The sequence below is a fragment of the Bacteroides sp. L008 genome (assembly GCF_040812255.1).
Lineage (GTDB): Bacteria > Bacteroidota > Bacteroidia > Bacteroidales > Bacteroidaceae > Bacteroides > Bacteroides vicugnae.
The window spans coordinates 4,215,063-4,228,444 of sequence record NZ_JBFNXO010000001.1 but is presented as its reverse complement, the minus strand read 5'-3'; the positions used below and the strand labels follow the sequence as shown (position 1 = coordinate 4,228,444).

The 13,382-nt window shown below is 44.8% G+C and carries 6 protein-coding genes; 4 read left to right on the top strand and 2 right to left on the bottom strand.

Annotated elements, in window-relative coordinates:
• The first annotated feature begins 10 nt into the window (after nt 1-10).
• Genes AB3G73_RS16610 through AB3G73_RS16600 form a run of 3 tightly spaced genes read left to right on the top strand, consistent with a single transcriptional unit; the run spans nt 11 to nt 5,851 of the window.
• Entirely contained in the window at nt 11-3,097 is a 3,087-nt protein-coding gene (locus AB3G73_RS16610; protein ID WP_195648724.1) for a SusC/RagA family TonB-linked outer membrane protein, read from the top strand.
• Between the two features lie 25 nt (nt 3,098-3,122).
• A complete protein-coding gene (locus AB3G73_RS16605) occupies nt 3,123-4,919 on the top strand; it encodes a RagB/SusD family nutrient uptake outer membrane protein (protein ID WP_148367787.1) in 1,797 nt (598 codons plus the stop codon).
• A 29-nt stretch (nt 4,920-4,948) separates the two neighbouring features.
• On the top strand, nt 4,949-5,851 hold the full coding sequence (locus AB3G73_RS16600; RefSeq protein ID WP_367745246.1) for a DUF1735 domain-containing protein: 903 nt from the start codon (nt 4,949-4,951) through the stop codon (nt 5,849-5,851).
• 132 nt (nt 5,852-5,983) lie between these two features.
• Here AB3G73_RS16600 and AB3G73_RS16595 read toward each other — a convergent pair whose 3' ends face one another.
• Together AB3G73_RS16595 and AB3G73_RS16590 are read right to left on the bottom strand one after the other, a co-directional pair.
• Nucleotides 5,984-7,360, bottom strand: coding sequence for an ATP-binding protein (locus AB3G73_RS16595; protein ID WP_195648727.1), 1,377 nt, complete (start codon nt 7,358-7,360; stop codon nt 5,984-5,986).
• A gap of 76 nt (nt 7,361-7,436) precedes the next feature.
• Nucleotides 7,437-11,447: a hybrid sensor histidine kinase/response regulator transcription factor gene (locus AB3G73_RS16590; protein ID WP_217720800.1), complete on the bottom strand. Its 4,011-nt coding sequence runs from the start codon at nt 11,445-11,447 to the stop codon at nt 7,437-7,439.
• Nucleotides 11,448-11,805: 358 nt separating this feature from the next.
• Between AB3G73_RS16590 and AB3G73_RS16585 the strand changes: the two genes are divergently transcribed.
• A complete protein-coding gene (locus tag AB3G73_RS16585) occupies nt 11,806-13,353 on the top strand; it encodes a sulfatase (protein WP_258978818.1) in 1,548 nt (515 codons plus the stop codon).
• Nucleotides 13,354-13,382 lie beyond the last annotated feature (29 nt).

Sequence of the window (13,382 nt, the reverse complement as noted above, 5' to 3'; positions counted from 1 at the left end):
AGAAAAGTATATGAGAAACAAGATTAGATATATAAGACTGATAGGGCTCATATTTGTCCTTATCGTTGGCTCTAGCCTGACTTTCGCACAAAATAAATCAAAGAGAAAGTCGGCGAAGAAGCCTTTGGTGGAAATAGTTTCTATTGTTACCGACGAGAAAGGTAGTCCGCTGAAGAATGTTTCTATCATTTGTGGAGAAGGTGCAGTCGTTCTATATACAGATGAAAAGGGACGTTTTCAGACGAAAGTGGAGAATGACGCAACCGTTATGATCGAAGCTTTGGGATACGAGGATAAAGTGTATAAACTGACAGGTAGCAATATCGTTCCTGAAAAGATTGTCCTGAAGAAAGAGCCTCTGTTCCTGACCGGAGAATCCTTGGTGAACAGAGCCGATGGCGGAAAGACATATAAAGGGAATGAAGTAGGTGCAACGAGTGTACTGGAGAACGGGCAGTTCGGAACGTTTCCGGATTTGACTTTGACGAATATGCTGCAAGGTAAAATGTTAGGTTTGCAGGTCCGCTCTACGGTCAGCGGATTGGGAAATAATACGCCTGATTTATATATCCGTGGCCAGCACGGTATGTCGGAAAATACGGCTATTGTTATTATCGACGGTGTGGAACGTCCGGTTGCGGATTTGATTCCTGAAGAAATTGAACGTATCGAGTTGCTGAAAGATGCCACTGCTAAGATTCTTTACGGAGCACGTGCAGCGAATGGAGTACTTTGGGTAACTACCCGCAGAGGAAAGGCCAACCGCCGTATTTATAATGCCACTGCCGAGGTGGGAGTGGTGCAGATGACACGCACACCGGATTTCCTGAATTCCTATCAGTATGCTAATCTGTATAATGAAGCGCGTGCCAATGACGGGATGACTCCTTACTATAACCAAAAGCAACTGGAAGGATATAAAAACTCCAAAGGAGCCAATGACCTGTTATACCCGAACGTTGATTTATATGATCAGTTGTTGAATAAGAATGCCAATTACCGGAAAGTATCATTCGATATGACGGGAGGTACCGACAGAGTGCGTTACGCACTGATTGCCGGATATGTAGGAGGTAGCGGATTTGAAGACGTTGCCTATACTCCACAACTGAACCGCTTGACGCTTCGCGGAAACCTCGACTTTAACGTAACGGATTTCCTGACTATATCCGCAGACGTTGCCGGACGTATGGAAATGCGCAAATGGGGACAACTGGACTGTGGACAGGTATTTACGGCCTTGTCTACTCACCGCCCGAATGAATACCCTCTGACAATGTCAACGGAAGAAACCGGACTGGCAGGCGGTTCGGACGGGATTCCTTTGTTCGGTGCAAGCCTCCGGCAGCCGATGAATGCTTATGCGGAAACCATGTACGGAGGATATACAGACGAACGCTATACGCGTAGCCAGACCAATATCGGTTTGAAATTTGATCTTGATATGCTGACGAAAGGATTGAAAGCCGGAGCTTTCCTCTCTTTCGACAACTATGATTACCTGCAACTTTCCTTGAGCAAAGTCTATCCGACGTATGCCATCAAGACATACCGTGACTTTGCCGGTGAGGAAAAAATCATGTACACCCAGATGAAGAAAACAGATGTAGCCACTTCACAAAGCCGGAAGTCGACTACCCTGCAACAGACATTGGGATGGAATGCTTTTGCCGGTTATGAGAATACATTCAATCAAAAACACGATGTATCGGCACGCCTGACTTATATGTACTCGAAAACAACCAATCAGGGAGTAACCCAAGACATCATCAATGCCAACTACGCATTGCGCCTGAACTATATGTACGACCACCGTTATGCTGTGGAAGCCGACATGGCATTGATGGGAAGCAACCGTTTCAAACCGGGAAACAAATATTTCTTCTCGGCTGCGGGGGGGCTTGCCTGGATTCTAAGCAATGAAGATTTTCTGAAAGACAATGAATACGTGAACTTCCTGAAACTGAAAACCAGTGCCGGTATTCTGGGATATGACAGAAGCACGGAACATTTATTGTATGAACGTGCTTGGGCACAAGACGGCAGTTTCCGGTTCGGAACAACGAACAACGGTGCTACGGCTTACTATTCTACTTTTGTCCGTGCAGGCAATCCGAACCTGAAATGGGAAAAGGCGGCAGAATGGAACATCGGTGTGGAAGGTCTGTTCCTGAACAACCGCTTATATACCGAAATAAACTATTTCCGTGAAAAACATACAGACATCATCGGTTCTGTCGATGCATCTTACGGGGATTATACAGGCAACTTTACTTACCAGGATAACATGGGTTCTGTCTTGAATCACGGTATAGAAGGAATGTTCACCTGGAGCGACCGCGTCAACGACTGGTCTTATTCGGTAGGAGCCAATTTCGTATGGTCAAAGAACAAAGTATTGAAATGGAATCAGGTGAAACATGGTGAAGAATACCGCTACACCGTAGGACGCTCTACCGATGCTATGATGGGATTGGTTGCCGAAGGATTATTTGGTAAGGACGTAGCTATCAACGGACATGCAACCCAGACATTTGCCGATTATCAGGAGGGCGACATTGCCTACCGGGATCTGAACGGTGATAAGGTTATCGATGGTCGTGATGTGAAAGAACTTGGAAACTCATTCCCGCGTACTACACTGGGTATCGACTTCAGCGTAAGCTACAAAGGTTGGGGGCTGTATCTTCAGGGATACTCCGAACTGGGTGTTCACACTTGGGCAACGAATGCCTATTATTGGAACAATGGAGAAAGTAAATACTCCAAACTGGCATTAGACCGTTACCATCCGGTAAACAACCCGACCGGAAGCTATCCTCGTCTGACAACAACTGCCGGTGAGAACAACTTCCGTAATTCTTCCTTTTGGCTGGAGAATACAAGTTTCTTCCGTATGAAGAATGTCGAGTTGAGCTATACGTTCAATCAGTTCTCTCCGAGTTCGGTGGTGAAAAAGATCAAGGTTTTTGCCCGTGGTGCCAACTTGTTCGTGCTTTCTTCCGTGAAGGATCTGGATCCTGAACTGCTGAATGCCGGTGTGACCAACTATCCGGTGACACGTAGCTTTACAGGTGGAGTCTCTTTTGTATTTTAATTTTGAACAATTAATAGATGGCAATATGAAACATATATTAGGAAGTTGCGTTTTAGCAGGTCTGTTTCTCTTTTGTGCTTGTGACGACACATTGGATACCAAGGTGACGTGGCAGATCGGAGACTCCGATACATGGAGAGTTCCGGAGCTTGCTCAAGGCGTACTATATAAAGCTTATAATGGCATAGCCAACCGTCCGGATTGCTTCGAAGATAACTTTCTGGATTGTGCTACTGATAATGCAATGACCAATTTGCGTAGCTCTTCTGTCTATAAATTAAGCATGGGCGGTATGACAGCGTTTAACAATCCGATTGGAAACTGGAGCAATGCATACAACATGCTGAATTATGTAAACTCTTTCCTCGAAAACGGCTTGACCGACCAGGTGCAGTACAACCGTACCGATCCGGAAGTGGACAAGCAAATCAAGTTACGTCTGAAAGGTGAATCGTATTTCCTGCGTGCATGGTGGCATTTCGAACTATTGAAGATGTACGGTGGAAAGGGTAAGAACGGAAAAGCATTGGGTATTCCGTTGGCAGATCATTTTATCTCGCAGGAAGAAGCTGCGCAGAATGGTGAGTTCCTCCGTCCTACATATCAGGCAACAGTCAATTTTATTGTAAACGATTTGAATAATGCCATCGAACTGTTGCCGAACGCATATCAGGGAGATGACCTGGAGTTTGGTAATACACAAATCGGGCGTGCCACGAAAGCTGCTGCGGCTGTTCTGAAAAGCCGTGCGCTTTTATATAGCGCCAGCCCAGCCATGCAGGATGATGACGTGACGAAGATTACCGGTATGGGACAATTCGAAATACTGAACCCTACAGTTTATCAGGCAAGATGGGAAGCGGTAGCTAAAGAGATTAATAAGATTCTGGGTATGGAAGGTTTCGGTACTTTTGTTCCTGTCACGGCTTCTTCCATAGCCGATGTCCAGACGGAAAGTTCCGATTATGCTTTCCGCAGGTATTTTAATAATAACCTGCTGGAAGGTTTTCATTTCCCGCCGTTCTATTATGGAAGTGCCCGTGCCACTCCTTCTCATAATCTGGTAAAGGCTTTTTATACGAAGAACGGTTATCCGGCAACTGACGTCCGTTCGGGTATCGACTTGTCTGATCCAGACTTTGATATGATGCAGCTTTATGCCATACTGGATAATCGTTTTGCATTGAATGTTTATTACCACAGTGCTACATTTGGTGATTCCGGTCAGTCACTGGATATGTCCGAGGGTGGAAAAGATTCTCCGTCGTTTAGTGAGAATGCTACACGTTCCGGTTATTACCTGGCTAAATTCGTATCCAAGAAATCGGCTATGCTGAATCCGATCCAGACGTTAAGTTCGGTTCATTACAATCCTTTATTACGGAAATCGGAAGTTCTTCTTAACTTTGCCGAAGCTGCCAATGAGGCATGGGGCAACCCGACGGTGAAAGGGGAGGGATGTCTGTATTCTGCTTATGAAATAATGAAAACGATCCGTTTGCAGGCAGGAGGCATTAACTTTGATCTTTATCTGGATGAAGTAGCTCAAAGTAAGGATTCGTTCAGAAAGCTGATTCAGAATGAACGCCGCTTGGAGTTTGCTTTCGAGAATCATCGCTATTTTGATATGCGGCGCTGGGTATTGCCGTTGAACGAAGAGGTGGAAGGAGTTGCCGTCACCCGCAATGAAGACGGTACATTCAGCTTCAAAGTACAGAAGGTGGAGCAACGGAAATATGAAGTGAAAAACTATTTCACTCCACTGCCATATTCAGAGCTGGAAAAGAATAAGAATCTAATTAATAATCAGGGTTGGGAATAACATGTGGTTGATATAAATACTTATTTACAATGAAGAAACTAAATATATTATGGATAGGGCTGATAAGCGTTCTGATGACTGCTTGTTACGATGATTATGAAAAGGACTACGATAAGAGTACGGTGTACTTTGCTTCGCAGAAACCTTTGCGGACACTGGTAGCCGACACAGATATGTCGATAAAGGTAGGAGTGGCCATTGGCGGCAAAAGAGAAGTGCATACCGATGATTGGGCTACGTTCGAGATCGATCCGTCTTTATTGGATGGTACGGGCTTGACACTAATGCCGGAAAACTATTATCAGTTGGCTGAGCCGAACAAGATGACGATCAGCAACCCGAACCTGGCAATCGCAGATGTGAAAGTGACTTTCTCCGATGCTTTTTATAACGATGATGCCGCTTTGGATAAACACTATGCCATCCCTTTCCGGTTGGTCGATCACAATCAGGATGAAGTAAGTACCGACGTGAATGGCAATTTGAAGGATTACAGTATTGTAGTTGTCAAGTTCGTCAGCCAGTATCACGGCACCTACTTTGTAAAAGGGAAAGTTACCAACTTATCCACCCAGCAGGTGACTGAATACAATAACAAGGATTTGAGTCAGAATATGACCCGCGACTTTGTTTCATTAGGCAGGAACAAGGTACGCAGACCGGGCTTCGGACAAACGTTGGAAAACAATGAATCGGTGAATCTGACAGTCAATTCAGATGGAAGTGTGACTATCGAGGCCGGGGGAAGTGTCGCTATCGCAGATGCATCCGCCACATTAGATCCTGCAGCCGAATCACTGGAATTTGTAGGGAAACAACCTAAGTTTACGCTTTCTTATAAATACACGAAAGGCGGCGTTACTTATCAAGTCAATGAAGAATTGATTCGTCGTCAGAATCCGGAAGCCGATTTACGCTTCCAGGAATGGTAGAATAGGTATTAGTCGATTATAGGTGTCTATCTGTCACCGGTAATTAGCTGAATCAACGATGTTGCAGGCTGATTACCGGTGATATTTTTAGACATTCTGTTAAATTTATATCGCTTAAATTAGCTTACGACTCTACTTTAGAATAGATTTTCCTTTTTCTGTTATCATCCAATAACCTATCTTTTTCGAGCCTTTTCGAATAATGCAGCCATTCACTTTTAAGTTGCGGAATGCTCTCTTGATCGTAGCACTGGAAACAGATAAAGATATGGCTAAATTATCATATGTTGACTGATTATCTTTTACTATCAATTTTAATATATCTTTCTCTAATGATGATAGTTTTAAAGGGTCATTTAAAGGGTCATTTAAAGGATCATTTAAAGGGTCATCGTTCTTAATTCTGTTAGGTCTATATATGATAAGTGTAACGCCACCGGCTTCATTTATAAACTCCGGTTTGCGGAGCCCTGCTTTCGTCATACCCTCATAAATTTTATGAATACCTCGTCCCCATGATTCAATAAATCCAGCACGGTAAAAAGTTTCGGCGATAAGGCGATTCCGGGGTTGTGAAGCGTGGTCACCTAATAATTGTTCGATAGTCATACCTTCGGGAAGTGTCCCCGGATTCCAAAGGCGGATGCGGTCATTATACACTTTCATTTGTATATGTACTCCCGTGTACAACTTATGCACAATACTATTGAATAAACTCTCCCGCAATGCATCTTCTGGAATTTCTAAAGGTTCAATGCGCTGCAATCCTTCATAATGGACAGGTGAAATGAGATACTTGGATTTCAATACTTCTATCACGCGATCGGTCATCTGAATGATATTTCCATCCACTACATCTTGAAACATCAGGTCGGCTTCATCACGACCAAACCTCCCAATACGAAATTGTACACTGGTGAAAAACTTTGCAGGATTTTTGCCGAATAGAAGTAAAGCAGCATTGCGCAACTTACCTTCCCCACCGATAAGATTCAGATTAGAGAGTACTTTTTCCGTAGTTTCATTCAATGAATCTACTGGCATACGTCCGGCATCGACGGCTTTACGCAAAAAGAAATCAATAGCTTGGCGGTCGATGTCATCCAATGTAGCTCTTTCGTTTTCAATATCATCCCACGAATGCCCCATTTTGCGAAGCAAAAACTGTTGCAAGGCTGCACCTTTCAACTCCTGTTTGGTAGAACCGCTGCGATAATGATATATACCGTGATAAGCGATAGGCAAATTACACGGTTGCACGGCAATCTCGATGTAGTCTTTACCCTCTTTATGCAAAAGATTTACATCAGCTACAATGCCCAGGTAGTTAACAATCTTATTAGGAATGTCTTCCATTAGTCGTTTGGTGTCTGCTACACCAACCACTTGTTGGTTATCGTCTATACCGATATAGATACGCCCACCTTGTGCATTTGCAAAACCACAAATCCACTTTAGATATTCGTCTCTCCACGATTCCTTATATTCAATATTCTGACTTTCACTCATAATTACTACAAAGTTACATATTCTTTTTCAAACTTTGTAGAGTATAAGGAGATTTACAAGTGCCAGTTCCAGCGAATTACTTCAATTGCTTGAGAAACTCTGTCGGAGTGATATTAAATTCCTTTTTGAAACATTTTGTAAAGTAGTTCGGGTCTGATATACCGACAGCGAATGAAGCTTCGGAAACATTCATGCCGTTCAGTAAATGGGTTTTGGCTTCCTTCATCTTGATGGTACGTATAAACTGTGTGATGGAGCATCCCGTGAGTGATTTCAGTTTCATGTGCAGCAGACTACGGCTGATGCGGAGATGGGCTGTGATTTCAGTTACTCCAAAATCTTCCTTGGTGAGGTTCGCCATAATCAGTTCTACCAGTTCTTTCATAAACACCTCATCCCGTGGATTATTGGTGATTTGCTTGATGTTCAGTTCCTCCGCCTGTTTAAAGTGCTCGATATTCTGCTTCCGGCTCTTCTGGATATTCTGTACCAGCAACTCCAGGTTCTTGGCGTTGAAAGGTTTGGTGATATAGGCGTCCGCTCCCCGCAGATAGCCTTCTGTATGGTCGTTTTCATCCGTCTTGGCAGTCAGGAGGATGACGGGGATATGACTGGTCGTTACATCTTGCTTGACGCGTTCCGTGAATTCCAGTCCGTCCATCACCGGCATCATTAAGTCCGATATAATCAGATTCGGCAGTTGTCTGGCTATCTTCTTGCAGGCTTCCGCTCCGTTGTAGGCACGTATGATGTCGTATTTCTCGCCGAATATACTGGCGAGGTAATCATTCATTTCTTTATTATCCTCCACAATCATGATAGATTCTCTGCTGGAGTCTTTCTCTTTGTTGGTCAGCTTTTCGGGGATGAGTTCGATTGTTTCCTTGATTCGCTGGTTGTATTTTTGTATTTCTTCGGTCGTGATGTTTTCGGAAGAGCGTTCGTCGGGTGCGTAGGCATCCTCCGATACGTTCAGGGTGACGATAAAGTCCGAACCTTTGTTGACTTCGCTCTCTACCCGTATTTCCCCTTTGTGCATGTGGATGAGCGAACGGGTGAGCGACAGTCCTAGTCCGAATCCCTCGCGGTGGTCACGCTTCTCTACCTGGTAGTAGCTTTCGAATATTTGTTCTTGGGCTTCCTTAGGGATGCCTCTACCACTGTCTTTCACGGAGATTTGCACAAATGTCTCTTTTTCTTCTTTTATCAGTTTGGCGCTCAACTTGACATATCCTCCCGGTTGTGTGTATTTAAATGCGTTCGAGAGCAAGTTATAAAGAATCCGTTCCAGTTTGGAAGGCGAGAACCATACTTCCTCTTCGGTGTCTTCCAGATTGACAATAAAGTCTATTTCCCGTTCTCCGGCTACGATGTCGAAGATGTGAGACAACTCTTCCAGAAAATGCATGATGTCTCCTTTGCGGACGCTGATATGCATCTGCTTCATTTCGATTTTACTGAACGTCAGTAATTCGTTAATCAGATAATTCATCCGGTTGGCATTGCGGTAGATGACTTCCAGCTTCTCTTTGTCGTTGTTGTTGATCTGTGGCTGCTGGATCAACCGTTGAAGAGGTGACAGAATCAGGGTTAGCGGTGTTTTCAGGTCATGGGAGATGTATGTGAAGAAATTGATCTTTTGTTGGTTCATGTTTTCTATGTTGACACGCTGTTCATGCTCTGTTTTCAGTCGCATGAGCAGGATGATACGTGTTTTGGTATATCTGTATGCGGCGTAAATGATTAACAGGGAGAGTAGCGCATAGGCAAGGTATGCTCCCGATGAGAGCCACCAGGGAGGAAGGATTCTGATGGCAAGGTCTTTTTGTCCCGTTTCATCCCAGTGGATGCCGTCTTTGCTGGCTTTGATCTTTAAGATATACCTTCCTGAAGGCAGGTTTGAGAAACGTACCTGATGCTGGTTGCCTACAAACTGCCAGTCTTTGTCGATACCTTCCATTTTCATGGCATATTGGGTGTTGTAGGTGTATTGATAATTCAGTCCGGAATATTCGAGACGCAGGGATTGGGCCTGGTCGTGTGTCAGGGTAATCTCTGTCAGCTCGGAGATGGAGGAAGGGATGGACGCCTTTTCATTATTGGGTGACATATATTCGCTGTTGCTCCATATAGCAGTCAGGGCAATGTTGAAATGGGGATTGACGGAGCGTACCTGTTCCGGATAAAAAGAAATCATGCCGTTGATGGTTCCGAAATACAGTTCTCCGTCAGGTTTCTTGCAGGCGGAGGAGTAGTTGAACTGGTTGATGGGCAATCCGTCGGCAGTGGTATACCGGTCTATATTTTTTGTTTGGGGATTGATACAGCAGAGTCCGTTTCCGGTTCCTACCCAGATATTACTCATTTCATCCTCAATGATACCTTTAATGGCGTTGGAACCCAACTGTTCTTTGCTGTAAAAAGCGATGATGCTGCCGTTGCGGTCTGATACATAAAGCCCGTTGTTGTCTGTCCCTATCCATATCCGTTGGTGCGAATCGGGGTAGATATAGGTTACATAGAGATCGGTGTGTGGTAAGATAGGGAGCGAGGTAACTTTCAGTGTACGGGTGTTTATCTGGAACATACTGCCTTTTCGGGTTCCTGCCCAAAGTATGCTGTCATTGAATTGTACCAGATTGAAGACGCGCAGCGGTGAGACCTTTTCCGGACGGGCATTGATTTTTTTCTTGTCGATCAGGAACAAGCCTGAAGGACCTCCGTACCAAACGTGGTCGTTTTTGTCTTCGATGATGCAGAAGCCGGACGAGACCTCTTCCGACAATAGATTATAGTTCACCGTACGGTTCAGATGCGGTATATAGTGAAGAGCTCCTTTCAGGAACAGTCCGAGCCATAGGCTGTTATCTTTGTCGAGCCATAGAGAGTGTATGTTCTTGGCGTAGATTTGCATCTGTTTGTGAAGCCGTTCGGCGCGGGTAATCTCTTTTTTACTGTTCAGGTAATTCAATCCGCCATCCTCCGTAGCGATGTACAGGCCGTTGTCCGGAGCATTGATAATCTGGCGGACAGCTTTTCCGCTCAAATGGTTGAAACTGCTTCCGTAAGGATATATCTGGAATTGGTCGGAGCCGAATATATAATAGTTGACTCCTCCGAAATAGGTTCCCACCCACATATTATGTGCCTTGTCCTGATAAAGACTGTAAATGGGCGAATCGTTCAGGGCACTTAAATCCCGTTCGGATTGTTCGTAGTGCGCAATCAGTTGGTAGAGTTTGTTGAACACGAAGATGCCGTACTCCGTTCCTACCCATATATTTCCGGTATAGTCGGTTGACGCACACCGGAAATCTTTCACTTCGAGGTCTTTCGAGAGGTTACATAGGGTGTTGCTTTGTATGTGGTAGACGAAGAAATCACTATTAGTATTCAACAAAAGCTGGTTGGACGAGATCAGGACAGCATTGTTACATTGTTGTGCAAAAGGCTGGATGAGAGTAGGGAGGGAAACGAATTGTTTCTTTTCCAGACTGTATCGCATCAGTCCTTTGTTGGTATCTATCCACAGGGTTTTGTCTCCGTCCTCTGCGAGGTATCTCACATGGGGCTTCTCTTCATTGAGCAGGAAAGGGACGAACAGGCTGTCCTGTTCATTGTAACGGTAGAGTCCGTTGCTGCAGGCCGCCAGGAGCATACCGTCGCTGGTGTTCAGGAAACAAACATCATCTTTGGTGTTCCCTTTGATCCGGTAACGGGTAAAATCTTCCGTCCGGTAGTCATAGCTGCAGATGCCCTGATCGGTAGAGATCCATAGAACGTTGCGGAGTGAGTCATTGTACAGACGGGTGATGAAGTCATGGCAGAGTGAGGTACTGTCGGCTTCATTGTGTGCGAACAGGTTGATATTATAACCGTCAAACCGGCACAAGCCGTTGCGTGTACCAAACCAGATGAATCCGTGATTGTCCTGTGTGATTGCATTAATGGTGTTATGCGGAAGTCCTTCGGTTATACTTAACTGTTTGAAACGTATGTTGGTATATTGTATCTGTCCCGTAGACAGGTTTATGTTTAAGAGCACGAGACTAAATAAGAGGATGATTTTAAGTGATGTGGTTCTCATGGCTTTTCTGATTAATTTTCACGACCAAAGATACGTCTTTTTTTGTTTTGGACGGTCGTAGGATTGTTCAAACGGACAGTACTAATGTTCAGTTTGTTGCCCGACAACTGATTTTTATACATGATTGCAGGTATTAAATACTATTTTTCTGTTTTTCTTGGGTAGAAAAGACCACATTTGCAAGGTGAAACTCTAAAAGTCAGAAAAAGGATCACACGTTTGATGTGTGTCCGGATGCGGCGATTAAGGATATGGAAGGTATGCAGAAAATTTTTGTGACGATGGGACATGATATGAAGTCGGTTCCATGATTGTACACCGTTTTGAATAAAAGACTATAAGATTAAAATAAGCAAATATGAAAAATACACTCTTTTGTATCACAGGACTAGCTATACAGGGATTGCCTCTGTCGGTCACAGCGCAGAACGGTAAACCGAATATTGTGGTTATCATGACCGACCAGCAGCGTGCCGATCTCTGCGGCAGAGAGGGGTTCCCTCTTGACGTGACTCCTTATGTAGACCAACTAGCACAGGAGAATGTATGGTTCAACAAGGCATATACCGTGATGCCTGCCAGTTCCCCCGCCCGTTGCTCCATGTTCACCGGACGTTTCCCTTCTGCCACTCACGTACGTACGAACCACAATATCCCCGACATCTTCTATCAACAGGATTTGGTAGGAGTATTGAAAGAAAACGGATATCAGACAGCATTGGTCGGCAAGAATCATGCTTACCTGAAACCTGCCGACCTGGACTTCTGGTCTGAATACGGACACTGGGGAAAGAACAAAAAGGCGACTCCCGCCGAGAAAGAAACTGCCCGTTTCCTGAATCAGCAAGCCAGAGGGCAATGGCTCGAACCCTCTCCAATCTCCCTGGAAGAGCAGCATCCCACCAAAATCGTGAACGAAGCACTGGCATGGATTGAGAAGCAGAAAGAAAATCCTTTCTTCGTATGGGTATCTTTCCCGGAACCCCACAACCCTTATCAGGTATGCGAACCCTATTACTCCATGTTCTCACCAGACAAACTTCCCGTATTGAAGACATCGCGCAAGGATTTGGCAAAGAAAGGAGAGAAATACCGTATTCTGGCAGAACTGGAAGATGCATCCTGCCTCAATCTGGAACAGGACCTGCCCCGAATCCGTGCCAACTATATCGGAATGATCCGGTTGATAGACGATCAGATCAAAAGATTGATCGAATCATTGAAAGCCGGCGGACAATATGAAAATACCATCTTTGTTGTACTCTCCGACCACGGTGATTATTGGGGAGAATACGGATTAATCCGTAAAGGAGCCGGACTTTCCGAGAGCCTGGCACGTATTCCGATGGTATGGGCGGGCTATCAGATCAAGAATCAGCCTGCACCTATGGATAGCCACGTGTCGATAGCCGACCTTTTCCCCACCTTCTGCTCTGCCATCGGTGCCGAAATACCGGCAGGCGTTCAGGGACGTAGCTTGTGGCCGATGTTGACCGGGAAGGCTTATCCCCAAGAAGAATTCTCCAGTATAGTGGTTCAACAAGGCTTCGGCGGGGCTGACGTCGGACTGGACGCTTCCCTGACTTTCGAACAGGAAGGCGCATTGACTCCCGGCAAGATAGCCCACTTTGACGAACTGAACACCTGGACGCAAAGCGGCACTTCACGCATGATAAGAAAGGATGACTGGAAACTGGTGATGAATCATTATGGAAACGGTGAACTTTACAACTTGAAGAAAGACCCTTCGGAAGTTCATAATCTGTTTGGTGAGAAGAAATATAGCGAAATTCAAACGGAACTTCTGACCCGGTTGCTGGCATGGGAATTACGTTTGCAGGACCCACTACCTCTTCCGCAAAGACGCTATCATTTTAAACAGAACCCATTTAACTATCTTAAATAGGAAGAATACGTAAACATAAAACAGGAATA

Excerpts from the sequence above, each read along its gene's own strand:
- AB3G73_RS16595 (WP_195648727.1), bottom strand. The coding sequence starts at position 7,360 with ATGAGTGAAAGTCAGAATATTGAATATAAGGAATCGTGGAGAGACGAA.
- AB3G73_RS16600 (WP_367745246.1), top strand. The coding sequence starts at position 4,949 with ATGAAGAAACTAAATATATTATGGATAGGGCTGATAAGCGTTCTGATG.
- AB3G73_RS16610 (WP_195648724.1), top strand. The coding sequence starts at position 11 with ATGAGAAACAAGATTAGATATATAAGACTGATAGGGCTCATATTTGTC.
- AB3G73_RS16585 (WP_258978818.1), top strand. The coding sequence starts at position 11,806 with ATGAAAAATACACTCTTTTGTATCACAGGACTAGCTATACAGGGATTG.
- AB3G73_RS16590 (WP_217720800.1), bottom strand. The coding sequence starts at position 11,447 with ATGAGAACCACATCACTTAAAATCATCCTCTTATTTAGTCTCGTGCTC.
- AB3G73_RS16605 (WP_148367787.1), top strand. The coding sequence starts at position 3,123 with ATGAAACATATATTAGGAAGTTGCGTTTTAGCAGGTCTGTTTCTCTTT.